The organism is Fusibacter sp. 3D3, from assembly GCF_001748365.1.
Taxonomy (GTDB): Bacteria; Bacillota; Clostridia; order Peptostreptococcales; family Acidaminobacteraceae; genus Fusibacter_A.
In genome coordinates this window covers 12,557-37,132 of record NZ_BDHH01000004.1, presented here as the reverse complement: position 1 = coordinate 37,132, position 24,576 = coordinate 12,557, and the positions used below count along the sequence as shown (strand labels likewise).

20 protein-coding genes are annotated in these 24,576 nt (G+C 37.8%); 14 read left to right on the top strand and 6 right to left on the bottom strand.

Going from position 1 to position 24,576, the window contains the following annotated elements:
- Positions 1–33: 33 nt before the first annotated feature.
- The 6 genes from F3D3_RS05945 to F3D3_RS05920 all read left to right on the top strand — a co-directional run bounded on the left by F3D3_RS05945 (position 34) and on the right by F3D3_RS05920 (position 6,678).
- A complete protein-coding gene (locus F3D3_RS05945; protein WP_069872118.1) occupies positions 34–1,875 on the top strand; it encodes a 6-bladed beta-propeller in 1,842 nt (613 codons plus the stop codon).
- Between the two features lie 252 nt (positions 1,876–2,127).
- The gene (locus tag F3D3_RS05940; protein ID WP_069872117.1) at positions 2,128–2,673 is read left to right on the top strand and encodes a hypothetical protein; all 546 of its coding nucleotides are present in this window, start codon (positions 2,128–2,130) and stop codon (positions 2,671–2,673) included.
- 367 nt (positions 2,674–3,040) lie between these two features.
- A complete protein-coding gene (locus F3D3_RS05935) occupies positions 3,041–3,511 on the top strand; it encodes a YbaK/EbsC family protein (RefSeq protein WP_069872115.1) in 471 nt (156 codons plus the stop codon).
- 46 nt (positions 3,512–3,557) lie between these two features.
- Positions 3,558–4,394: an endo alpha-1,4 polygalactosaminidase gene (locus tag F3D3_RS05930; RefSeq protein ID WP_069872113.1), complete on the top strand. Its 837-nt coding sequence runs from the start codon at positions 3,558–3,560 to the stop codon at positions 4,392–4,394.
- Positions 4,395–4,503: 109 nt separating this feature from the next.
- Positions 4,504–5,184: an MBL fold metallo-hydrolase gene (locus F3D3_RS05925; RefSeq protein ID WP_069872112.1), complete on the top strand. Its 681-nt coding sequence runs from the start codon at positions 4,504–4,506 to the stop codon at positions 5,182–5,184.
- 90 nt (positions 5,185–5,274) lie between these two features.
- Positions 5,275–6,678: a sodium:solute symporter gene (locus F3D3_RS05920; RefSeq protein ID WP_069872111.1), complete on the top strand. Its 1,404-nt coding sequence runs from the start codon at positions 5,275–5,277 to the stop codon at positions 6,676–6,678.
- 93 nt (positions 6,679–6,771) lie between these two features.
- Here F3D3_RS05920 and F3D3_RS05915 read toward each other — a convergent pair whose 3' ends face one another.
- A complete protein-coding gene (locus F3D3_RS05915; RefSeq protein ID WP_069872108.1) occupies positions 6,772–7,095 on the bottom strand; it encodes a helix-turn-helix domain-containing protein in 324 nt (107 codons plus the stop codon).
- Positions 7,096–7,379: 284 nt separating this feature from the next.
- On the opposite strand from F3D3_RS05915, the gene F3D3_RS05910 reads away from it, so the two are divergent.
- Genes F3D3_RS05910 through F3D3_RS05900 form a run of 3 tightly spaced genes read left to right on the top strand, consistent with a single transcriptional unit; the run spans position 7,380 to position 13,262 of the window.
- The gene (locus F3D3_RS05910; RefSeq protein WP_069872106.1) at positions 7,380–9,479 is read left to right on the top strand and encodes a methyl-accepting chemotaxis protein; all 2,100 of its coding nucleotides are present in this window, start codon (positions 7,380–7,382) and stop codon (positions 9,477–9,479) included.
- A gap of 4 nt (positions 9,480–9,483) precedes the next feature.
- A complete protein-coding gene (locus F3D3_RS05905) occupies positions 9,484–11,262 on the top strand; it encodes a bifunctional diguanylate cyclase/phosphodiesterase (RefSeq protein WP_175438311.1) in 1,779 nt (592 codons plus the stop codon).
- Positions 11,259–13,262 (top strand): methyl-accepting chemotaxis protein, encoded by a 2,004-nt coding sequence (locus F3D3_RS05900; protein WP_069872103.1) that lies wholly within the window; start codon positions 11,259–11,261, stop codon positions 13,260–13,262. Before F3D3_RS05905 ends, F3D3_RS05900 begins: the two co-directional genes overlap by 4 nt.
- Here F3D3_RS05900 and F3D3_RS25135 read toward each other — a convergent pair.
- Positions 13,259–13,525: an ATP-binding protein gene (locus tag F3D3_RS25135; protein WP_084388881.1), complete on the bottom strand. Its 267-nt coding sequence runs from the start codon at positions 13,523–13,525 to the stop codon at positions 13,259–13,261. The genes F3D3_RS05900 and F3D3_RS25135 overlap by 4 nt on opposite strands.
- A 208-nt stretch (positions 13,526–13,733) precedes the next feature.
- Between F3D3_RS25135 and F3D3_RS05895 the strand changes: the two genes are divergently transcribed.
- The 3 genes from F3D3_RS05895 to F3D3_RS05885 all read left to right on the top strand — a co-directional run bounded on the left by F3D3_RS05895 (position 13,734) and on the right by F3D3_RS05885 (position 17,527).
- The gene (locus F3D3_RS05895) at positions 13,734–15,050 is read left to right on the top strand and encodes a pyridoxal phosphate-dependent aminotransferase (RefSeq protein ID WP_069872102.1); all 1,317 of its coding nucleotides are present in this window, start codon (positions 13,734–13,736) and stop codon (positions 15,048–15,050) included.
- Positions 15,051–15,175: 125 nt separating this feature from the next.
- A complete protein-coding gene (locus F3D3_RS05890) occupies positions 15,176–15,538 on the top strand; it encodes a BlaI/MecI/CopY family transcriptional regulator (protein ID WP_069872101.1) in 363 nt (120 codons plus the stop codon).
- Positions 15,539–17,527, top strand: a complete 1,989-nt coding sequence (locus tag F3D3_RS05885) for a M56 family metallopeptidase (protein ID WP_069872100.1) — start codon at positions 15,539–15,541, stop codon at positions 17,525–17,527.
- A gap of 54 nt (positions 17,528–17,581) precedes the next feature.
- On the opposite strand, the gene F3D3_RS05880 is transcribed toward F3D3_RS05885, so the two are convergent.
- Positions 17,582–18,343, bottom strand: coding sequence for a DeoR/GlpR family DNA-binding transcription regulator (locus F3D3_RS05880; RefSeq protein WP_069872099.1), 762 nt, complete (start codon positions 18,341–18,343; stop codon positions 17,582–17,584).
- A gap of 130 nt (positions 18,344–18,473) precedes the next feature.
- Between F3D3_RS05880 and F3D3_RS05875 the strand changes: the two genes are divergently transcribed.
- Positions 18,474–19,094 carry an HAD family hydrolase gene (locus tag F3D3_RS05875; RefSeq protein WP_069872098.1) on the top strand — a complete coding sequence of 207 codons (621 nt, stop codon included), beginning with the start codon at positions 18,474–18,476 and terminating at the stop codon, positions 19,092–19,094.
- Positions 19,095–19,233: 139 nt separating this feature from the next.
- Positions 19,234–19,872 (top strand): peptidylprolyl isomerase, encoded by a 639-nt coding sequence (locus F3D3_RS05870; RefSeq protein ID WP_374700068.1) that lies wholly within the window; start codon positions 19,234–19,236, stop codon positions 19,870–19,872.
- Positions 19,873–19,979: 107 nt separating this feature from the next.
- Here F3D3_RS05870 and sstT read toward each other — a convergent pair whose 3' ends face one another.
- From sstT to F3D3_RS05855, 3 genes are all read right to left on the bottom strand, one after another.
- On the bottom strand, positions 19,980–21,224 hold the full coding sequence (gene sstT, locus F3D3_RS05865) for a serine/threonine transporter SstT (RefSeq protein WP_069872097.1): 1,245 nt from the start codon (positions 21,222–21,224) through the stop codon (positions 19,980–19,982).
- 214 nt (positions 21,225–21,438) lie between these two features.
- A complete protein-coding gene (locus F3D3_RS05860) occupies positions 21,439–22,818 on the bottom strand; it encodes a sigma-54-dependent Fis family transcriptional regulator (RefSeq protein ID WP_069872095.1) in 1,380 nt (459 codons plus the stop codon).
- Between the two features lie 163 nt (positions 22,819–22,981).
- Positions 22,982–24,337, bottom strand: coding sequence for a short-chain fatty acid transporter (locus F3D3_RS05855; RefSeq protein ID WP_069872093.1), 1,356 nt, complete (start codon positions 24,335–24,337; stop codon positions 22,982–22,984).
- Positions 24,338–24,576: the final 239 nt, after the last annotated feature.

The window sequence follows — 24,576 nt, the reverse complement described above, 5'->3', positions numbered from 1 at the left end:
ATTAACTCAAATAGAAATAAATTGGGGGATAAAATGAGTCGAAAATTATTGAAAAGTGTATCTGTTTTAGTATGGGTTGTATTGTTATTAAGTCAAATTACAATGGCTAATGTGGCAGAAGTTCTTGGGGAAGTTACAGAAGGTGCAACAGAAGTTTACTTTAATTCGCCAGTGGCTATGGCAAAAGACAGTAGTGGTAATGTTTATGTGGCAGATATGGGGAATCATCGAATTGTAAAGATGGATTCAAATGGCGTTGTATTGCAAAAGTTCGGAACACTTGGAAGTGCTCCTAGTCAGTTCGATACACCTTTTGGTGTGGCAATTGATAACAATGGCAACATACTTGTGGCAGACACTGCAAATTATAGGATCCAAAAATTTGATTCAAACTGGAATTATATCACTTCATGGGGATCGTTTGGAGACGGTAATGGCCAATTTGGTCTTCCACGTGAGATTGGTATAGATAGTCAAAATCGATATCATGTTTGTGATGAGTTTCATGACAGAGTTCAGGTTTTTGATGAGAATGGTGTTTTTCTATATCAGTATGGCACAAGAGGCACTGCTCAAGGTCAATTTAGGTTGCCGCAAGGAATCGCTATAAAGCAGTCACCTACTGGTGATCGCGTATATATTTGCGATACATTTAATAATAGAATAGAAATATTGGATGTGAATGGTAACTTCATCGAGCAAATCGGCACAGGTGTGGCTGGTGACTCAGGTTCTGAATTCTTATATCCGAGAGGTGTCAACCTTGATGATAATGGTGATGTTTACATTGCCGATACCTTTAATCATAAGATTAAAAAATACAATGCTAATCACCAATATCAATATTCTACGACGATTGGACTGGTTAAGTTAGAACCCATTTTTCCGTGTCAAGTTCTGCCTCTTGGAAATGGTAAGTTCATGGTTTCGGATACAGGGAACAGTCAACTTTTAAAATACAGTGGTTATTCAACTTACGCTTCTCTAATTGATAATTTTGGTGAACTTAGATCGGATGAAGGGGTATTTTCAGGGGCTACAGGTGTAGCTGTAGATGATGAAGGCTATGCCTATGTAACCGATACTGCCAATCATAGAGTTCAAAAATTCGATTCAAGTGGCAACTTGGTTGATAAATGGGGTGGTAATGGCGGCAACGGTGGACCAATAGCCTATGGCATTTATTACTGGCAATTCACAGCACCTAAACAGATTTGGTATGATAAGACATATGATAACCTCGTAATCGCTGACACTGGTAATTCAAGAATTCAGGTGTTTTCTAAAAATGGGACATGGCTTATGAATTTTGGATATGGACATTTAACGTTCCCAGTTGGTGTGTGTACAACAAGTGATGGCTACACTTATGTAGCAGATACAGGGCGTAATAGGATTGTTAAATTTAACGCATTTGGTGTCTTTGTTGATAGTTGGGGAACAGAGGGCATGCAAGATGGACAATTCAGACAGCCCTTCTTTATCGCCAGTGATTCACAAGACAATATCTATGTGGCAGATAGAGCTAACAGCAGAATTCAAAAGTTTGATAAGAATGGAAATTTCATGACCAAATGGGGTACAAATGGTGGTATTCCAAATGAAGACCCACTGGAAAATTGGGGATTTGGCGAGGGGGATCTGTTCTTGCCAATCGGGATTACAATTGATGCAAATGATAATGTCTATGTAACAGATAGTTCTAATAACAGAGTTCAGAAGTTTACATCTGATGGTATTTTCATTGAAAAATGGGGTATCTTTAGTGGTAGTTCAGGTAACTTTTTCTCACCTCAAGGCATTGCTTGTGGTGCAAATGGGGAAATCTATGTGGCTGATGGCCTACTGAATAGGGTTATTAAATTTATCAAGTAAATTAAAAAAAGGCTCACTTTAAAAGCGCAACAACTTGTTTATAAACTGTTTTATAGCAAGCTTTTGCGCTTTTTTCATGATATAATTCTTGAGGAGATGTTCCCCACTTCCCAAAGTGGGGAGTCATCTTCCTAATTCAGTGGGAGTCCAAACGCCCACTGAATGCAATCCAATAGGATTGTGCAAGTGTTACGAAGGTAGCGAAGCGGACTGAGTATACGCTTTGATTTCTTGAAATAGGGGGTGATACTCATGCCTCAGTCATGGAGTGGTATCAAGAAGAGACTTGAAACAGATATGCTCTGTCCTGTACTTAGTGGACGTGTAAAATACTTTGTTACTAAATATAGAAAGACTCATGATGAATCAGGTAGAGTGGCAATTTTAGTGGATGATCGGGAGATTATTCAGGGCAATATCTTTAGGTATTATAAAGGACAAAGAGACGTGGAGCAACGTATTAAAGCGGAACTGCATGTATCGCATCGTGTTTGGGATGGTAAAGTATTTTTAAATGATAAAGCCAACACCGAGGCAGAAGAATTGGTCGATGCAATAAGACTTGAAGAAGGGCTATTTGATGTTTGGCAGTTTACAGATGCAATTGAATGCTATTTGAATCAAAGTATTCAAGCAAGTTTGAATTCAGAAAATCCATTGATTCGGTTGTTGGCGATTCTAGATAGAAGAGTGGGCAAGAGAACACTTATAGACGTATGTGAGCGTTTAGATGAGCAACCCGAATGGCTTAGATACTTTTATGAATTGAGATTGAAATCTGAGCATATAGCATTTTAAAGCCATGAATGAAAAATCGGTTCAATCACCTGCACAAGTCATTAAATCCAAAATGAGCACGGAACGTGAGTGTGAGGCGACATTGAACTTTATTAAAATCATTAGTCTTCGTCCAGCTTAGAGGCAGGAATGTTTAGCCTGCTCTAAGCGGTTAGACGAGGACGTGTCCGGAAAAACAAAGTTTTGATGGACAATGATTAAAACAACAAGATTTGAGCCGAAAGCTGTGATGAGGGATGTTCAACCTCAAACAGCGTCAGCGAAAATCGGTTTGAGGCATCGAAGAGGGCTCAAATATGATTAAACATCTAATTGAAATCAAAAGCACATTGTGATAGTCTATATAAAAACTTGGAGGCATATAGATATGGCAATTGATGTGGTGAAAAAATATTTTAGTCAGTATGGACTTGAAGATAAGGTCCAAGAATTTGAAGTTTCCAGCGCAACGGTAGAGCTTGCAGCACAGGCCCTACAATGTGAAGGCGCACGTATAGCCAAAACATTATCCTTTAAGGTAGATGAAAGGGTTGTCTTGATCGTTACAGCAGGAGATGCAAAAGTGAATAATTCTAAATATAAACTCAAATTTGGTAAAAAAGCTAAAATGCTTGAACATGATGAACTTGAGCCATTAGTAGGTCATGCTGTAGGTGGCGTTTGCCCTTTTGGTGTTAAAGCAGGTGTTGAAGTCTATTTAGATGAGTCTCTTAAGCGGTTTGAAACGGTATTTCCCGCTTGTGGCAGTGCGAATAGTGCAATTGAACTGACGATTCCTGAACTGGATAAATATTCGAATAATTTGAGCTGGATTGATGTTTGTAAATTACCAGAGTAGAGTAGAGTTGTAATTTTAAGATAATCTTTGAAAGGACAAATGAGAGATGAAGAAGTTGATCCCTATGCTTATGATCCTTTTGTGGATGAGTGTGGTTACAAGTGGATGTGCCTCTGAAAATGAGGCACTGATAACTCAGCCATTCCCATTTAATTATGGTGTATTCTTAAGTGTGGACAATTCAGATTTAAGTCTATTCAAAGATTATCAAACCATTGTCATAGATGCAGCCTACTTTGAAAAAGAAGATATTCAAAAGTTAAAAGAAGCAGGACACACCGTCTATACTTATATCAATATAGGGTCTATAGAGGCCTTTAGACCCTATTATGAAACTTTTAAATCACTCACAATGGGTGCCTATGAAAATTGGGATGAAGAGGAGTGGGTGGATGTATCTGATGAATCATGGCAGACCTTTATAATAGAAGATTTGGCGAAAGGATTTAAAGCAAAAGGTATTGATGGCTATTTTGTTGATAACTGTGATGTTTACTATGTGAATCACACATCAGAAATTTACGAAGGTGTTGAAAGAATATTAAAGGCATTAAGGCAAACGGGTTTAGAGGTAGTCATCAATGGTGGTGATATGTTTGTGACAGAGTATGAAGAGGCTAATGGCTCTATTGAAGCTATCATGACGGGTGTTAATCAAGAGTCTGTGTTTTCTGCTATCAATTTTGAGCAGGGTACTTTTGGAAAGCAAGACCAAGAAAATCAACAATATTACTTTGAGTATATCGAGTTAGTGAAAAATGAGGGCTTTGACGTCTACTTATTGGAATATACGAAAGACAGGAAACTAATCCAATCAATTGAACAATATTGTAGTGAAAAAAATTATATTTACTATATCTCGGACTCAATCGAATTAGATTGAGTCTTATTACTGTTATAAGAGCCTTATCCCTATTGCATAAATGCTAATGGAACGATATAATTCATCTTGTAATTTACTATTATAACTTATCATTAGGAGTTAATTTAAAATGGAAAAAATAATAATTTTAGATTTAAAATTTAAATTTGGCGAAGCGGAGGATGTGATTCATCCTGTTGTGGTAAAAAGTGATGACAGTATGATCTTAGTAGATTGTGGTTATACGGGATCACTTCAAAAACTCGAAGTAGAAATGCATCAAAAAGGCTTGGATTGTGAAGCTTTAACGCATGTGTTCATAACCCATCAAGATCATGATCACATGGGTGCATTAGCTGAACTTAAAGGCAAATATCCTCATATATTAGTAGTGGCAAGTGAGCAGGAAGCACCTTATATCTCTGGAGAACTAAAATCCTTAAGATTAGCACAAGCTGAGCAGATGCAAGCCTATTTACCAGAAGAACAAAAGGCGTTTGGAAAAGCCTTTTGCGACATTATCAGAGCTGTAAAACCTGTACCAGTAGATATCAAAGTGAAAGATGCAGATGTTGTGGCGGGTTGTACGATAGTTGAGTCAACAGGCCATACACCAGGGCATATATCGGTATATGTTAAAAGCGCAAGAACCTTAATTACAGGTGATGCAGTTGCACTTGAAAACGGAAAACCAGTGATTGCCAATCCTCAGTTTACCCTTGATTTAAAGGGGGCAGAAGCATCACTGAATAAAATCTTAAATTATGATGCCGATCAAGTTATCTGTTATCACGGTGGGGTATTAACCTGATCAGGTTGATTTAACATGGAAAATGACTATAGTTAGAATCCAATTATAAGGGCACATAGAATCCAATAAAATAAAGGGACAGGTAGACTCATGATCATTTTTAGCGCAACGATAACCCTTTTGTTCACAGCACTTTTGGGTTATTTATCAAAGTTTAAGATTAAGAGTTCAAAAGATTTTATAACGGCCGGTAGCGGTGTGGGCACGTTTACAGCCACAGGCTCGCTTATGGGGGCCATCATAGGGGGCGCATCCACTGTCGGCACCGCACAATTGGCGTACACAAGAGGTTTTGCTGCCATCTGGTTTATTTTAGGGCTATGTACAGCGAGCATCTTATTAAGCCTTGTTTATGGCAAACTCATAAAAGAAAAAACGATAGAAACACTGCCGCAAATTCTAGAGCTGACTTTTGGGAAAAAAGCCAGTGTCGTTGCGGGGATCGCGCTTTCATTTGGGATGTTTATACACATTAATGGGCAAGTCATTGCATGTAATGCACTCTTTAACACCGTATTTAATTTACAAGGATTAATGGTCACGACGATGGTGGTCCTTTTACTCGTTGCATATGTCATCTTTGGTGGCTTTTGGGGCGGCGCAATGGTGGGCACTTTAAAAATGTTCTTGTTATATGGGACCAGTATGATTGCTGGGGCTTATATTCTTTTTAGATTAAATGGTGTCCACGACATTAAGCGTACGCTTACAGAGCCCTATTGGTATAATCTTTTCAACGGCGGTGGCATCTCGGACATCGGTGCCTATTTGTCCACTGTTGTAGGGGTGCTCGCCACTCAAAACTACTTTCAAACGGTGATGGCCAGCAAAAACCTTAAAGTTGCACATGTAAGTGGCATCATTACAGCAGCACTGGTTTTACCCATTGGCATCGTCTGTACATTGGTGGGGATGTTCATGAGAGTCAATCAGCCCAATATCATGCCTGCAAATGCGTTTCCACTGTTTATCGTGACCTATTTACCTAAAACATTAGCGGGCATTACGCTTGCCACCATCCTCATCTCTTCCCTAGCAACTGCTGCAGGATTGACACTTGGCATCAGTACTATTTTTACCAGAGACCTATATAAAAAAGGCTTTCATAAGAACGCCTCGGATGGACAACAAATGAGATTTATGAGGACCGTAATCCTCTTGATTGGCATTTTAACTGTGATTGTAACGACCTTAAGTGAAGACTCTATGATTTTGAACTTTGGCTTTATGTCTATGATGTTTAGGGCTGTACCGATATTCATACCTGTGGTGGCTGCACTTTATTTCAAAGAGCGTATCAATCCCAAAGCAGGGCTCTATGCAATTGCATTAAGCCCTCTTGCAAGCCTAATTTGGATTGTGATGGGATTTCCGATGCAAATGGCAATCTATATAGGGCTGTTTGTTTCAATGGCCATATTTATTTTGTACAGTAAGCTAAAGACGATAGAGGGTTCATGCGAAACTGGCTTTGACACTCTAACTAGAGGCTGATTTCTAAAGTACTGACTCATGAAGTTTTACGCCTATGAAAATGAAATGCCATCCGCTTATCAGCAGCTTTGATAGGTGGATGGCGTTTCATTTTTAGTGCGCCATTACTGTCTTTATAAGATCATATATAAGGTTTTTTTTATCATTTGAACATTGCTTTAATAATTTATTGATTTCAAAATCCAAATAATCTTGAGATTCCTGATCTATCCCCGTTAAGAGCTTACCAATTGGCGCATCTAAAATAATAGCAATTTTATAAGTCATCTCTAAACTTATTTTGGCAGTCCCACGTTCTAATCGACTCACATAGACGTTGGAAACATCTAGTAATTCTGCAAGTTGATTTTGTGTTAATCCTCTTAAATTTCTAAATTCTTTTATACGGATTCCAATTAGTTTATAGTCTAAAACCATAATTCCCCCCTTATAGATATAGAATATCAATAAAAAGCATAAATACCCAGTAATCGAAAAGTTAATATAGAACTTATAAGTTAATTATGATATCATTTTAAAGAGCATATAATCATACTAAAATAATTATTTGATATCAGTGATAAATGTGGCTAGCAACTTTAATAAGAGCCTTTATGGACAAATCGAATAAATGAAATCTATACATAATATGTATGTTGAGATAAATAATAAGATAAGTTGATATTTATAGGAGGAAACAGAGCTGATATAAGGAGGGAAAAATGAAGCATTTAAAGATGAGAACAAAATTAGCGGCAATATTCACGGTAACTGGGATTATTCCTATAATCCTCATCAGTATGATGATCTTTAGCACAGCTGTCAAGGAATTAGAAGCATTGATACATCAATCTAACGAATTGTATGCAACCATGGCTAAAGATGAGCTTTTAGCTTACTTTAATGGGCGATTAGGAGATGGTAAAGTACTGGCAAATTCGGATAACGTCATGACAAGTGTGCAAAACATGAATGATCCTCTTGGAAGTAACAATGCAAAGATAGAAGCAAATCAAAAGCTTGAAACTTATTTGCGATTAGCATCTGATGAATATCAATATACCGATATTTTTTTAACGGATGAGAGCGGAAAAGGTATTTTTTCTGTTAATTATCCAGATGTATTGGTAAATGCCAATTTAAAAGATCGATCTTATGTAGCTGGTGCTTTAGCAGGCAATCAAACTTGGTCAGAACTGTTCTATTCTGATTTTATTGATAATAATGCCATTGTCTTAAGTAGCCCTATTTATGATCAAACGCATAAAGCTGTAATTGGCTCTTTGAATATTCTTTTTGATCAAAGTAAATTGAATGCTATTATACATCAAGGCACAGAAAAAATTGGGGTGAGTGGAAATGCGTATCTTATAGATGCAAATGGGATGTTGCTAACTGAGATGCGTGTGGGCGAATATTCTAAAGCGTCAGCACTCAAAAAAAGTATTTCCACCAAAGCCGTTGAATTGTTATCACCTTCAATTCAGTCTGGAGATTTAAATTATGCTCATACGGGGTTGTACACAGATTATTTAGGGGAACCGGTATATGGTTCTTTGGGTGTGGTGGCCATTGGAAATCACTTTGCGGGGCTGGTGATTGAGGTAAGCAAAACAGAAGTTTACTCAGAAATTGAGGTTCTCAAAATAATATCCATAACGGCTGTGTTTGTGATTACTTTGATTTCTTATATTTTATTGCATTTTGTCTCTAGATCTATAACGAGACCACTAGATCATATTGTTATTAATGCGGATTATATTGCAGCATCTGATATTTCTCATGATGTCATAGAAAAATATATGAACAGAAAAGATGAAATAGGAGAGCTTTCAAGGGCGATTAGTGGTATCAATGTACATTTAAGAGCTATGTTAAAAAATATATTAATGACCTCTGAACAAGTTTCAACCGCCTCTCAGGAGCTCACAGCAACATCACAACAAGCCTCTTCTGCGGCGGAAGAACTTGCACAAACAATAAATGAAATTTCTAACGGTGCAAGTGAGCAAGCCCAGACGACCACCAATGGTGCGGAAAAATTGAATGCACTAGGAAATCTGATAGAAGATGATAAATTTAATATTGGACGCCTTGTGGAAGCTTCAACCGTTGTAACGGAACATATTAGTGGAGGCTTAAAGATCATTGATGAATTGAATAAAAATACAAAAGAGAACAACCATATTGCAGGCATCGTCTATGAAAGCATACTCAAGACAAATGAGAGCTCAAGCAAAATAGGAGAAGCCAGCATTCTCATAGCCTCAATAGCAGAACAGACCAATCTGCTCGCTTTAAATGCAGCAATTGAAGCGGCAAGAGCTGGAGAAGCTGGGAGGGGATTTGCTGTAGTTGCAGATGAAATCCGAAAGCTTGCTGAGCAGTCTACCAAGTCCACAAAGGACATTGATGAGATTGTCAACAAATTAGAACAAGACTCCAAAATGGCTGTAACTCGGATGAAAGAAGCTTCAACAGTCGTCGAGAGGCAGGAAGAAAGTGTAAAACTCACAGAGCATAAATTTGTTGAGATTTCCAAAGCTATGGAAGAGGCAGAAAAAGCTATTAGAGCTATAAATGAATTAAGTCGCATCATGGAAAGTCAGAATTTGAGTGTTCAAGAGTCTATGCAAAGCCTGTCTGCGATTGCAGAAGAAAATGCAGCTGCAACAGAAGAATCCACCGCTGCTATTGAGGAACAAACTGCCTCAATTGAAGAAATTGCGCACGCGAATGAACAATTATCCAAGTTAGCGATATCATTAAACCAATTGGTTGCACAATTTAAATTAAAGGATGTGTATGGTGATAAAAATTAATATAATGAATAGGAAGCATATATTTGAAGCACAGGAAGAAATGTCAGATGTAAATGTCATTTCAGAGACCTATAATCAACTACTAGAAGATTCTGTGGACAATCTTTGGAAATGGCATGTGAAGGATGACTGGATTAATATTTCAATGAGAGATCAGTCTCAATTAGAACTTGAGATTGATGCGAATGACTTCTCGCTAGAATCATGGAAAAGCCTGATTCATCCTCATGATCGGGAAGACGCTGAAAAGGTTTGGGCTCAATTTATTCTGCATAAAAGAGAAAAATATGAAAATCTCTACAGAGTGATTAATAAATCGGGTGCGTATAAATGGTTATTATCAAAAGGTAGAGCCGTTAAAAATGCTGGAAATGAGATTGTATATATCATTGGTTATCATATTGATGTGACCGAGAAATACATTCTAAAGGAAGAATTATACAGTTTGTCGCATTATGATAAATTGACACATCTTGCTAACAAAGATAAACTCAAACATGATTTTGAACTCATAATCCAAAACTTGAAAGCAAGTTCTGAAATTGCTTTTATACAGGTTGATATTGATAACTTTGGTTACATTAGCAATACCTTAGGTCACGAAATGGGGTATGAACTCATTAAGAATTTTGCGAAGTTTTTATCTGAAAGATATATGAAAACTCATGCCATTGCTCGCATAAATGAAGATGAATTTTTGATCATCTACGAATTTAATGGGGGCAGAAACGAACTGGAAAAAGAATTGGCGGAGGTGTTGCATCAAATTAAGAATACAGGTTTTATAACGGATAATGAGACTAGAATATCCTGTAGCATAGGTGTTTCGATTTATGGTGTGCACGGACAGGACTTTTATGACTTGATCAAGAAGTCGAGTACAGCGCTTCACAGTGCAAAAAAAAATTTAAAGGACCAATATATTATATACTCACAACAACTTGGGACGTCTGTTTATTACAATATGCACATGATCAATCAAATTAGGATGGGGTTAGAGGATGAGGCATTTGAGATGTACTATCAACCGATCATCCATCTTAAGACGGGACAGCTTACTTCAGTGGAGGCATTGATAAGATGGAACCATCCAGAGAATGGCTTTGTCTCACCCGATAATTTTATTCCGATTGCAGAAAATTCGGGTCAAATTATACAACTTGAAAAATGGATTTTTGAAAATGTTTTTAAGCAAATCAGGCAGTGGACAATGTCGGAGCGACTCAACATAAACTTTTCAATAAATATGTCTGCCAAGGGCTTAGTGACGGGCTCTATAATTCCATTTTTGGAATCAATGCTCGAAAAATATCAGGTTGATCCATCTTATATAGAATTTGAAGTCACTGAAACAGCCGTGTTTAATAATATAGAATACACACTATCCGTACTTGAGAAATTAAAATCATTGGGTTTTAGACTGGCTTTGGATGATTTTGGGGTGGGATATTCTTCGCTCAGCTACTTGAGTATACTCCCCATTGATAAAGTCAAACTAGATCGAAAATTTATATGTAACATAGAAAGAAGTGAACGCGATTTTTTGCTTGTTAAATCGATCATAGACACAGCGCACAATCTCAATTTAGAAATTGTAGCAGAAGGTATTGAAAATACGCGTCAAGTAGAACTGTTAAATGAACTTAATTGCGACTACATACAAGGCTATCATTGCGGCAGACCTCAAGACGCTCGATTGACCAGTCTTTTTATTAATAGTAAAAACAATGCTTATGATCCAATAGTAAGTCATAAATTCAAGAAAAAGTGGAGGCAAGAATGAGTAGAGGTTTATCGAGAAGTATTGCAATAAGAGTTGGCATCCTAGTATTAGCTGTAACACTTGTAATTGGGATGTTTAGTATTTTTTACAGTTCAAAAGTGTTATTAAAAAATCAAGAAAATTATATTTCGATTCTTTCAAATGAATCGGCAAATCGTGTAAGAGATATCTTAGACAAGCGATTGATGATTCTTAAAGAAATTGCCAGTCGAGAGGATGTTACATCAATGGACTGGCAAAGACAAAAGAAGTCCCTAAAAGAAGATGTTGAAAGGTTAGAATATCAAGAAATATTAGTTGTGGATTTAAAGGGAGATGCCAATTATGTCTCGACGGAAAAATCCACAAACTTAGCGGATAGAGAATATTTCCAAAAAGCACTAAGTGGCGAACTTTATGTATCGGATGTTTTGATCAGCAAGTCCACCAATGAACCTTCAATCTATTATGCAGTTCCCATAGAAAAAAATTCAAAAGTTGTTGGCGTGCTTGTGGGGAAAAGAGATGGCACTGCACTTAACAATATTACAGATGACTTGGGCTTTGGCGAAAAGGGATATGCTTTTGTAATTGGAAATAGTGGTACTTTTTTTGCACATCCGGAAAGAGCACACGTCCTCAATCAAGTGAACGTCATGGATGATTTGGAAAGTGACGGCTATTTCAAACCTATTGGGCAAGCACTAAAAGAACTTGGGATTGGAAATAGCGGTGTTATAGAATATGAGATAGATGGAGAGAAGCGTATTACAGCTATTTCGCCGATACCTGGATCGAGTTGGATCTTAGGCATTGTAAATTATGAAAGTGAAATTCTTCAAGGTGTAAATCAGCTTAAGTTTATGATCCTTATTGCCGCAATTATTATTTCAGTTTTGGGCGTTGTGGTTGGTGCCGTTATTGGATTGAATATTGCCAAGCCAATAAAAGGACTTGAAAAAATCGTTGAAAAAATGGCGGTATATAATTTTGAAATGATTGATGAAGGGGAAGCCAATGCGATAAGCAATCGAAAAGATGAAGTGGGGAGTATCTCTAGGGCATTGTTCAAAATGCGAGACAATATTGTCAATTTGATGAAAACGGTTTTAATGACTTCGGAAAGTGTGGCATCTTCAAGTGAAGAGTTAACCGCGACAACTCAACAAACCGTTGTGTCCGCTCAAGATGTTGCTGAGAACATTGAAACGATCTCTTTGGGCGCCTCCAAACAAGCTTTAGAAACACAAGTAACCTTCGAAAATGTGAATGCATTAGGGGGGCACATGAAGGCGAATACGCACTACCTAGATATATTGACGAATAACTTAGTAAAGGTTAATGAATTTCAGGAAAGTGGCATGGTTGCTGTTAAAGATCTACAAATTAAAAACGATGAAACAACAGCATATAGCAACCACATACAAACACTTATTCTTGAGACCTCTGAAAGTGCTCAAAAAATAGAAGTTGCAAGTAATAGGATTCAAAACATTGCCAATCAGACCAATTTGTTGGCGCTAAATGCGGCAATAGAAGCTGCTCGAGCTGGAGAAGCTGGCAGGGGATTTGCTGTTGTAGCGGATGAAATCAAAAAGCTTGCAGAAGAATCAACACATTTTACCAATGAAATCTCTGAGATCATCCAAGATTTATCGACGAAAATAGAAAAATCGGTAGAAGTGATCCAAAATATTGCAGGTATAATGGCTATACAAACGGGTAGTGTACAGAACACAAGCGATAAATTTATAGACATACAAAAGGCTATTGAAGTGATGCAAAGAGATTTAAGCGCTATCAATGAGACCAATCCATTAATGGATAAAAAAATGGCAGATATATTTTCAAGTATTGAACAACTTTCATCGATGTCAACGGCATATGCTCAAAATGCAAGATCTGGATCAGACTCAGTAGAGCTACAAACAGCTGCAATGAATGATATCGCAAATGCGAGTGAATCACTTGCAAAACTTGCCGAGGAATTACAAGATGAGGTTTCGAAATTCAAATTTTAAAATTTGATCATAAAGAGAATACCGTGCTCTAAGTTTGAAGCTTCTACTGAACCGTGGTGTGCAGAGATGACTTGCTTTACAATGGCAAGGCCAAGACCGAAGTTGCCTTGGAGATCCTTTTTATGAATATCAAATAGCGTATTTGGATCTTCGACTTCAAAATTTGGACCATCATTTGAGATGAGGATTTGACAACCCTCATCTTTTTTTATGGCGATGGCTATTTTATGTTTTGCAAATCGGAGCTGATTTTCTAATGTGATTTACTGAAAAGGATATAGCATTCTGTGAATATGAACACAAAAATATATTAATTATTTGTATTAATTTGTTTTTTCGTGTATTTCTGAATAAAATGAATGAAGAATTTAATAAGTAATGGTAGAATATAAAGTGAGTATACGGTATAACGGTATACAAAATCCGTAAAGCATTGTGCTTGAATATGATTATAATTTAAGGAGATGTATTATGAGTAAACCAATTCTTTCCGCACACTTTGAATCTAGAAAACCATCCGCTGTTCGTTTAGCGCAGATGAAGTACGAAGAACGTAAGGTTAAGCCTGAAGCAGTTATCAATGTAGGTATTGGTAATGTTTCACTTCCAACGAATCCAGCGATGCAAAAAAGAATGTTTAATCTTGCTGCGGCTGAAAGTCCTTTTAACAAAGGTGTTGTCAGATACTCTACAACAGCTGGCACGATTGAATGTCAAAATGCATTCAAAAATATTTTAGAATGTGAAGGATTTGATACGAGCAAATTACATGTTCAGGTAACTGATGGTGGATCTGCGGGTATGGAATTATTATTGGTAGGCGTATGTGGTCCTGCTGGCACTGGTGAGAAGCCACTTATGATGATCGATCCTGCATATACAAACTATATCTCATTTGCAGAAAGAATTGGACGTAAAACCGTAACGGTTAAACGTCACTTGGAAGAAAACGGAAAATTTACACTCCCTGAAATTGATAAAATTGAAGATGTTATTAAGGCAAATAATCCAGGAGCGCTTTTGGTCATTCCTTACGACAATCCAACTGGACAATATTATGATTATCATACAATGAGCGATCTTGCTAGATTATGTGTCAAGTACAATATGTGGATGATTAGTGATGAAGCTTATCGTGAACTCTACTATGAAGATGGGAAAGAACTCGTAAGCATTTGGGGATTAACAGACAATATGGTTCCCGGCATTGAGGGCAGAAGAATTAGTATTGAGACGGCTTCAAAAGTTTGGAATGCATGTGGATTGAGAATTGGTGCCGTAATCACGGATAGCCCTGAGTTCAATAACAGATCTGTTGCTGAATACACCGCAAATTTATGTGCTAATGTTATTGGTCAATATATTTTCGGTGCACTTGCTCATGAAACTAAGGCAGAAATCATGGGATGGTGTGGTGAGATTAAAGCCTACTACAAAGAGCAAATAACAATGGTCTACAATGGCTTAAAAGAGCATGAACCCGGTTTAATTGTATCGAGTCCAGATGCATCCATTTATACGGTTATTGATGTTAGAAACGTTGTAAAACCAGGATTTGATTCAATCGAATTTGTCCTCTATTGTGCTGGAGAAGGTGCGGTTCATATAGATGGGGTCGAGACCACATTATTAGTTGCACCAATGAAGGGCTTCTATGATATAAAACCAGGTGAAGCAAATCCAGGCAGTACACAATTCCGTATTTCATTTGTTGAAACACCAGATAACTTAGCTAAAATTCCAGAATTATTCGTAAAATTACTAAGACAATATGAGATTAAAAGATAACTCATAGAGATTAGAAAAGACAGTATGCGCTTAGGCCTGTACTGTCTTTTTTGTGTTGACATATTCGTCTACAAGTTGTAAACTAATAGAAAGTCTACAAAGCGTAGACGAGAGGTGATGTATAAATGAATGACTATAAATTAACGGATGCAGAGTTGAATTTGGCAGAGCTCATATGGGGGCATGAAGGGCTCACGTCAGCAGAATTGATCAAGTTATGTGAAGCAAAATTTGAGTGGAAAAAATCCACAACCTATACACTTTTGAAAAGAATTGAAGATAAAGGCGTCTTTGAAAATCGAGAAGGCAAAATTATGACTTTAATATCTAAGGACAGTTATGAAGCGACTCAGAGTAAATCTTTTGTGAAAAAGACATTTGACGGGTCTTTGCCCAAATTTCTGACCGCATTTTCAAGACACGAAAAATTGTCTGAACAAGAGATTAAAGCCTTACAAGCTTTAATAGATGCGCATAGGGAGGCCTAAATGTTTGAAAAACTATTTATAGGCATTTTGAATATGAGTATTTCAGCAAGCTATGTGATCTTAATCGTCATCTTTTTGAGATGGATCATGAGAAAGCTTCCTAAAATATATGCCTATGTACTTTGGAGTGTCGTATGGGTTAGATTGATCAATCCTTTTAAATTAGAGAGTGTATTCAGCTTGGTGCGCGTCCATCATCAGACTATACCTGAAGATATCGGTTACGCTAAAATCCCAGCTATAAATAGCGGCATTCTCATGCTAAACCAATCGATAAATGAATCCTTACCACCTGCGGTTCCCTATGCCAGTGTTAATCCAATGCAGATCCATCTTTTTATAGGACGCACAATTTGGTTGTTTGGGTTGCTTTTATTGTGCTTTTATATGATGTTCACAGTCGTTAAGATTTATATGAAGCTTAAAACAGCAATTCATTTATTTGACAACGTCTATGAAACGGATGCCTTTAATAGTCCTTTTGTATTTGGAAATCGCATCTACCTTACAGCATCACTTGATCTTTCAGAGCGAGATTATATCTTGACGCATGAGCGGATACATATCAAGCGAAGAGATCATATCATCAAACCTATTGTTTTTTGGATTGTCTGTGTGCATTGGTTTAACCCATTGGTTTGGATCGCTTATACTTTGATGGAAAGAGATATGGAACTCTCCTGTGATGAAAGTGTCATCAATCATGCCGGATATGAGATCAAGACTTCGTACTCAAAATCTTTACTTTCTTTTGCTGGAAAAAATAGAATCCTAGGAAGCTGTCCTTTTACTTTCGGAGAAAAAGCAACCGTAAAACGCATAAAGAATATCTTATCTTATAAAAAACCTGCGTTATGGGTGATGGTCATTGCGTTAGTTGCCATCGTTATTTTGGGGATCAGCTTGATCACAACCCCAAGTGAACCAGAGCCAGATTTATCGTTTTTAAATCCAGAAAATCTGATTACAAGTGTTTATGATCAAGAAATGATCAAGATAGATGAAGTCGAGCTGGAGGGGTATACACGTGTCGGGGATGGCGAAGCAGAACGCCGTCACAGTGATGTGGAAGTGATTGATGCGACCGTAGATATTTTATTTGAAAAACTGATGGCATCTCCTCAATCCAGTTCGAATCCCAACGATTATATAGAAGCGAACCCTGATGTCTTCAAAGCCATATTAGCTTATGAAGACCAAGCGCTCATTTACTGTTTTCAAAGTTTTGAATCAGGAGATCAGCTTGGATTAAAGGGGCATTTGATGGCTGCTGTTGCAGCAAACTTATGTGAAAATGAATTCAGCTTTGAATTTTCAAATGGACAAGCATGGTATGAACATTTTATCACCTACGCAATCACAAAGAGAAGCGAGCTCGGAGAGGCCGATTTTGAGAAGCATATGCCTAAAGCGTATCTTTTATTGTCTATTCATGAGGGCGCACGCGGCGCAATTCAAACAATCAAAATTCCGGACTTTGAGTATTTAGGCGAAGATCCTAATCTCAAATTGGTTTATGAAACTGAAATTCAAAATCAATCACAGCATAAGAACATTGAACAATTTCACATACCAGCAGTTAAGGTCCATAGGGTTTCTAAGGAAGAAGATCAAATCAAAATTTTTGCAACGGTGTATAATGCTTTTTATGTCCTCAATGGAAAAGAGGTCAAAAATGATGGGGGCAGCATAGTGCCAATCGCATTGACTTATCAGCTGTCGAGTGAGGGAAGCTACACACTTCTTGAATATGAAGCGGCAATGGATGGCGGTGAATTTGAGAATTCAATAAAAGCGTTCTCTGTGACGCCGATCTCTGGCAAACCGATTGAAGGCCTTTCAAAGGAGATCATGAGTCACTATAGTGATTACAGTGATTTAAATACTTTGCAGATCAGTAACCTGAAAGCACATCTTTTGAAATACGATTTACATGAGATTGTCCTGATTACAGATTATGATGATACGCGAACGCCGTTAACCGATTAAAAAACAGCGCCAGTTTGTTGCCTTATCATGAGGCATAAACTGGCGATACTTTTTTTAATAAATTAATATACCCTGACAAATCCTCTCAAGTTCAGATTTATGTGCAGAAGACAGTTTGGAATCACAGATGATTTTAAAGGAACCGTCATATTTTGAAAGTAAAATGGAACCACTTTTGTTGTATTTAGAACTGTCTAGCAAAAAGTATACAAGGCTACTATTCTTAATGAGCATCTTTTTAAAGGCGACTTCATTAAAATCATTGCCAAAGAGGCCTTCTGCATTAAACCCTGAAGTTGAGATAAAAGCTTTATCCACTCTAAGCTCTGAAAGCTTAAGCAGCGCTTCGTTTCCAATCGTACTAGAAATACTATTTAAAATAGTGCCTCCGATCATATAGAGGTTGAGACCTTCATTAATTTCAAGTGCGCTCGAAATGACCTCAATTGAATTGGTAACAATAGTCAATTTTTTCATATGCTCTAGGTACGGTAAAAGGGATAGTGAAGTCGTTGAGCCATCGATGAAAACAGTGTCATTTTCCTTTATTTGATTAAATGCTAATTTACCGATGTATTCTTTATCCACTTTGTGGAGTTCTTTTCTGATTTCAAAAGAGGGACAGGTATTTAAACTATTGGGTAAAATAGCACCGCCAAATGTCCGAATGAGCAAATTTTGTGCTTCAAGTTGGGTTAAATCACGTCTGATCGTATCGACAGAAACATGGAGTTGCTTTGATAAATCAGTGACGATGATGCGCTTTTGAGTTTGCAGCAGTTCCAATATTTTATGATGGCGTTCTTGTAAAAACATAAATAAATCACTCTCCTATTGCATTATTATACCTGTTTTCAATTGAAAAATGAAATTGAATATGATAAAATAACACAAACAAGCATTAAAAAGCTTAAAAACGCATAAAACAGCAATCGAGGAGCCTGATATGAAATATAAAAATATTATTTTTGATGTGGACGGGACTTTAATCAATACCACTGCGGCGAACTTACTGAGTTTACAAGAAATTTTGTTACTTGAGGGGAAAAGCAACTTTACGCTTGAAGATTTAGCCCATTTTGATGGTCTTCCGGGGTTATATGTACTAGAACAATTAAGTGTAGACAATATTAAAGAAAAGCACAGGCAATGGCTAGAACTGACTTCACATCGAAAGTATATGTTTGAAATTTATTATGGTATCCACGCAACGCTTAAAATTTTAAAGACGGCAGGTGCAAATCTGGCCATTGTAACCTCGAGAAATATGGAAGAAATCACATCAGATCCTAAGTTAGATCAATTAAGTCCGTATTTCGATATCCTTGTTTCATCAGATCATACCACTAAGCACAAACCCAATCCGGAGCCTTTGCTTTATGCACTTGAGCAAGGACGCTACAATATAGAGGATACGCTTTATGTGGGGGATTCCATATATGATTTTCAAGCCGCATGTGCAGCTCAACTTGTCTTTGCAAAAGCCTCGTGGGGATTGAAATCATTCGATATCAGAGTACAGGATTACGCTTTGAAAGAGCCTATGAGCCTATTGAATATTTTATGAACTTAGCCAAAGCATTTATGGATAGAATGTGCTATACTCTTAATTGTGGGCAGATAACCCGAAGGCTTGCATAAGGGTTATGAAGGTACGAAGCGGATCGCGTATCCGCCGATCAATTTATCAGGAGGTAAATGTGTTTGTGCGTTCTAAAATCAATCTATTTCTATTAATAATGAGTGTTGTTTTCGCCTTAACGGCTTGTGGTGCTCAAGCGCCTGTTACAGAGTTTGATCCCCTCACGGTGGACTATACAAAGACACCACTTGCTACAATTGAACTTGAGACAGGTGAAATTATCAAAGTGAGTTTGTTCCCTGAAGTAGCACCAAATACTGTAAACAATTTTATTGAACTGAGTCAAAATGGCTTCTATGATGGCTTAACTTTTCATAGAGTAATTCCAGAGTTTATGATTCAGGGAGGGGATCCAGAAGGAACCGGTGTGGGAAATCCCGGATATCGAATCAAAGGCGAGTTTAATAACAACGAGGTCAATAATCCATTGAAACATATTAAAGGGGTTATCTCTATGGCCAGATCAAGAGATAAAGATTCGGCAGGCTCGCAATTTTTTATTGTTCAAAAGGCATATCCGTCATTAGATGGTGAATATGCAAGTTTTGGATATGTGATTGAAGGCATTGAGATTGTGGATCGGATTGCTCTAGTGGAGAGAGATAAAAATGATATGCCTATAGAGCCTATTTTGATTAAAACAATTAAAGTCGAGTTACAGGGGTATGAACCGAGTTCGGTTGTCAAATTAGACCTAGAATAAAATCTTATGATCTAAAATAAGAGCGATGCCAATAACCGTTTAGCGTTATTGACATCGCTTTTTTTATAAATCATTGAAAAGTGAGTGTAATCATTCTGTTGAAGTGTTTATGAACGCACCTTTTTTGGTATTACGATTTCTTTGCCTTCTTTACGCCATTGTGCAAATTCAGAAGTTGCTGTGAAAAGAACATCTGTTGAAGAGTTAAGCGCTGTTTCGCATGAATCTTGAATAACGCCCACTACAAATCCGACCCCTACAACTTGCATCGCAACATCATTTGGAATTCCAAAAAGACTGCAGGCAAGTGGTATGAGCAGGAGTGATCCCCCAGCGACACCAGAAGCGCCACATGCACTGACTGCGGACAAGACACTTAAAATAACGGCAGTCGCAAAATCAACTTCAATACCCAGTGTATGAACGGCTGCAAGCGTTAAAACAGAAATGGTAATCGCTGCACCCGCCATATTGATCGTTGCGCCAAGTGGAATAGAAACAGAGTAAGTGTCAGCATCAAGGTTGAGTTTATGACATAATTCCATATTGACAGGAATATTTGCAGCGGAGCTTCTTGTGAAGAACGCTGTAATGCCACTGTCTTTTAGACATTTAAACACTAAAGGATATGGATTCTTGCGAATATTGAGATAGACGATAATTGGATTTACGACGAGTGCGATAAAGAACATAGTTCCCACGAGAACAAGTAGAAGATGCCCATATGTGAATAGCGATTTAATACCATTTACGATGATTGTATCTAAAACCAATCCCATAATACCAAGTGGGGCAAAATTTATAATCCACTTAACAACTTGGGAAATAGCATCAGAAATATTTGAAATCATGGTCTTAGTTGTCTCGGGGGCACTTTGAAGTGCTAATCCTAGAACGAGAGCCCATGAGAGTACACCGATGTAATTGGCGTTATAAAGTGCTCGAATGGGATTATCTACAATATTCATGAGTAGATTTTTGAGAACTTCAGTAACCCCGCTAGGAGGCGTAATGCTGTTTACACTCTCACCTAATACAAGTGTCACAGGAAATAAGAAACTGACGATAACAGCTGTAAGTCCTGCTAAAAAGGTACCTAGGAGGTAAAGACCAATAATCCTTTGCATATTGGATTTGTGGCCTTTTTTGTGAAGTGAAATTGCAGACATAACTAAAAAGAATACGAGTATAGGTGCAACTGATTTCAGTGCGCCTACGAAAAGAACACCAAAGAGCCCTAAGGGTTTTGCATAAGTTGGAATTGTCAAAGCAAGAAGAACGCCCAGAGCAAACCCAATGATAATACGCACAACAAGACTGAGTTTATTCCAGCTCGCTAGTAATTGTTTCATAAATTGCCTCCAATTTTTTTATTTATATCGATGATTCTGTCGCTGCGCCCGTTATGAATTTCACAGACAGCAGGTTTATCATAGCATAAAATGTTAAATCGAAGAAAGAAAGTTATTAAGTTTTTTTAATTTTTTATGTGCTCGTAAAAAAAAATAAAAAACACTGCCTATTATCCATGATAACGGACGATCCCAGCAATGTTTTTTAAAAGTCTTAAGTCTCATATTTATTGAGTTTTTTATAGAGCGCTGTTCTATGGATGCCCAAACGTTTAGCGGCTTCGCTTCTATTGCCATTGGCTTGTCTGATCGTGTCCAAAATAATTTTGATCTCAATTTGTTCCATAATGGATTTTAAGTTGCCTGCTTCAGGGGTTTCCACGGGGAGCACATTTGGGGTATCCAATTTTATAAATTCAGGTAAATGTGCAACTGTAACGGTATTGCCACTGGCTTGATTTATGGCAGATTCTATGATGTTTCTGAGCTCTCTGATATTGCCAGGCCAATGATAGCTCTCAAGGCTATGCATGGCTTCTTTTGAAAAAAATTTTGGACACTTGGGGTATTCTGAAGAGAAGGTCGTCAATATTTGGTTTGCAAACATATTGATATCTCTTTTGCGCTCTTTTAAAGACGGTAATCTCAGATGAACAACGTTTAAACGGTAAAAGAGATCACTTCTAAATTTACCTTCTTTAACGAGTTTTAGCAAATCTTCATTACAAGCCGTGATAAACCGTATATCCAGTGGAATCCTTTGATTGCCTCCAATGCGTTCAAGTTCGCGTTCTTCAACAATCCTGAGCAATTTGCCTTGCATTTCAAACGGCATGGAGTTGAGTTCATCTAGGAATAGGGTGCCACCGTTGGCAAGTTCAAACTTACCGATTTTACCGTGATGGGATGCACCTGTGAATGCGCCAGGTTCATAGCCAAATAATTCGGATTCGATTAAACTTTCAGGAATACTTGCACAGTTAATTTTTACAAAAGGGCCATATTTTCGGTAACTTGCTTCATGAATCGCATGGGCAAAATACTCTTTCCCAGTGCCACTTTGACCTTCTATAAAAATGGACGAATTTGTAAGCGCAGTTCTTTTGGCAAGGTCAATTGTCGCTTGCATTTTTCGATCTTTCGTTTGAATTTGATCAAAAGTATATTTGGCGACGTTAAGCCTTTTTAAATCTTGTTTGTATTTTTTGACGTATCGCTTCATTTGGTCAATATGCTCTGCCATGTGCTGAACTTCCAAAATATCTTTGAAAAGAATAGTCCCCACGGCACCGACGATTATGCCATTGCGTATAATCGGAATTCTAGAGGTGACTACATTGTGCCCTTTTATCGTTTGAATATCACCGATTTCAGGCTGACCTGTCTTTAATACAATGTGAAGACGCGTGTTTTCAACGACTTCGGTCACATGCTTGCCGATGACCTCTTCTTCCTTGACATCTAGAAGTCTTTCATATTTAAATTTGATAATCTTGCCTTCTTGATCAACGATGATGAGCCCTTCATAAGCCTTTTCTATAAATTCATCAATAATATCCATTTCCCACTGTAATTGTTCGTATGACTTTATCATAGTACCACCTTTGTTACCTATGCATAGTAGTTCGTTATTAGTTTAACTATATCATATTTGATCCTATGAGCCTATACTATAGGTGCATTTATAGATAAAAAAAGAGCGCTATCGCGAAGATAGCGCTCTTTTTTTATATCTATAAATCATGAGTCTATTGGTTTTATAAGAACATCAGTCCTAGTGCGATAATGACACCCGCATAAAGTAAGTCAACGATACAGAAGCCCATGATATCTCTTGCGCCGAGATTGGCAATTCCAAGTGCTGGTAATGCCCAAAAAGGTTGAATCATATTCGTCCACGCATCACCCCATGCGATTGCCATACCTGTTTTAGCAGCACTGACGCCGAGTTCAGCACCTGCTGGCATCATAATTGGCGCTTGAACAGCCCATTGACCACCACCAGAAGGCACAAAGAAGTTAACCACACCTGCACTTAAAAATGTAAAGAGTGGGTAAGTTGTCGGTGTAGAGATTGTCACGAAACCTTGAGAAATTGCACCAGCAAGCGATACGCCAGTTTCAAGATTTCCACCAGTCATCATGCCCATAATACCCGCATAGAATGGAAATTGAAGGATAATTCCAGATGCCCCTTTAGCTGCAGCAGATATTGCATCCAAGAATTTTCGAGGCGTTTTGTGAAGTACTATTCCAAGGAATAAGAATAAGAAGTTAACAATGTTGAGATTGAGTTCAAAGCCATTGGTAACAAAATAGTAAACGATATAAACGATCCCCATAGCACCAATAAGCATGGATAAAATCATACTATTTTCCATTTTATCTGCAAAAGTCCCGCCGTGTTGGATGACTTCTGGTTGAACGTCATCCGCTTCAAGTAGTTTTGGGTCAATCGCGACAACATCCTCTGGTGACGGATGCATGGCTCTGTTGACAAAAGGTAAAGTAACTAAAATAACGGCAACGATAATTAAGTTAAAGGGTGAAAAAATGGTTAAAGAAGTACTGATTGGATCAATGACGGCACCTTTAGTGGCTACTTCAAGGCCAGGGCCAGCGGTAGCGAGCTGTAATGGAATTGAACCCGATATGCCAGCATGCCAAACGATGAATCCGGAATAGGCAGAGGCAATGAGCAATCGATAATCAACGCCCTTAACTTCTTTAGCAAGTTGACGTGCATAAAGTGCACCAACCACAAGGCCGAACCCCCAGTTAATCCAACAAGCAATTGTAGAGACAAAGGTAACTGCAACGATTGCTTGCAGTGGTGTCTTGCAAGGTTTTGCAAGTGCATTTAAAGCTTTTTTAATAATGGGTGTACTCGCAAGCGTATGTCCTGTTACTAAAACAAGCGCCATTTGCATGGAAAATTGAAGTAGTGACCAAAAGCCACCTGCCCAGTGGTTAATCATAGCCATAGGCCCCTGTGCAGTGACGCCCATACCGACAACAAATACAACTAGAGTTAAAATAACTGCAAATAAAAATGGATCTGGTAAATAATTTTGAACCAGTTTAACACAACCACGTGTCAATTTTTTAAACATAAAATCCCTCCTAAACATTTGGTCTGCAGTATTTCAAAACACTTGGTAATCCGCACAAGAACATCGCCATTTTCTCTGTATTTAAGGTCGTAAGTTCATGAATGAGTCGAATGCCAAAATCATGTTTTGATACTACAATTGTGATGTCATTCCTTGATGCTAGGTCGTGATCGCAGTTAACGAAGAAAGTCCTCTGACAAACCCACCTGTTAATCGTCAACTGCAATAAAGCTTACTAT

Excerpts from the sequence above, each read along its gene's own strand:
- F3D3_RS05945 (WP_069872118.1), top strand. The coding sequence starts at position 34 with ATGAGTCGAAAATTATTGAAAAGTGTATCTGTTTTAGTATGGGTTGTA.
- F3D3_RS05920 (WP_069872111.1), top strand. The coding sequence starts at position 5,275 with ATGATCATTTTTAGCGCAACGATAACCCTTTTGTTCACAGCACTTTTG.
- F3D3_RS05915 (WP_069872108.1), bottom strand. The coding sequence starts at position 7,095 with ATGGTTTTAGACTATAAACTAATTGGAATCCGTATAAAAGAATTTAGA.
- F3D3_RS05900 (WP_069872103.1), top strand. The coding sequence starts at position 11,259 with ATGAGTAGAGGTTTATCGAGAAGTATTGCAATAAGAGTTGGCATCCTA.
- F3D3_RS05895 (WP_069872102.1), top strand. The coding sequence starts at position 13,734 with ATGAGTAAACCAATTCTTTCCGCACACTTTGAATCTAGAAAACCATCC.
- F3D3_RS05935 (WP_069872115.1), top strand. The coding sequence starts at position 3,041 with ATGGCAATTGATGTGGTGAAAAAATATTTTAGTCAGTATGGACTTGAA.
- F3D3_RS05905 (WP_175438311.1), top strand. The coding sequence starts at position 9,484 with ATGAATAGGAAGCATATATTTGAAGCACAGGAAGAAATGTCAGATGTA.
- F3D3_RS05925 (WP_069872112.1), top strand. The coding sequence starts at position 4,504 with ATGGAAAAAATAATAATTTTAGATTTAAAATTTAAATTTGGCGAAGCG.
- F3D3_RS05940 (WP_069872117.1), top strand. The coding sequence starts at position 2,128 with ATGCCTCAGTCATGGAGTGGTATCAAGAAGAGACTTGAAACAGATATG.
- F3D3_RS05880 (WP_069872099.1), bottom strand. The coding sequence starts at position 18,343 with ATGTTTTTACAAGAACGCCATCATAAAATATTGGAACTGCTGCAAACT.
- F3D3_RS05860 (WP_069872095.1), bottom strand. The coding sequence starts at position 22,818 with ATGATAAAGTCATACGAACAATTACAGTGGGAAATGGATATTATTGAT.
- sstT (WP_069872097.1), bottom strand. The coding sequence starts at position 21,224 with ATGAAACAATTACTAGCGAGCTGGAATAAACTCAGTCTTGTTGTGCGT.
- F3D3_RS05910 (WP_069872106.1), top strand. The coding sequence starts at position 7,380 with ATGAAGCATTTAAAGATGAGAACAAAATTAGCGGCAATATTCACGGTA.
- F3D3_RS05855 (WP_069872093.1), bottom strand. The coding sequence starts at position 24,337 with ATGTTTAAAAAATTGACACGTGGTTGTGTTAAACTGGTTCAAAATTAT.
- F3D3_RS05875 (WP_069872098.1), top strand. The coding sequence starts at position 18,474 with ATGAAATATAAAAATATTATTTTTGATGTGGACGGGACTTTAATCAAT.
- F3D3_RS05885 (WP_069872100.1), top strand. The coding sequence starts at position 15,539 with ATGTTTGAAAAACTATTTATAGGCATTTTGAATATGAGTATTTCAGCA.
- F3D3_RS05890 (WP_069872101.1), top strand. The coding sequence starts at position 15,176 with ATGAATGACTATAAATTAACGGATGCAGAGTTGAATTTGGCAGAGCTC.
- F3D3_RS05930 (WP_069872113.1), top strand. The coding sequence starts at position 3,558 with ATGAAGAAGTTGATCCCTATGCTTATGATCCTTTTGTGGATGAGTGTG.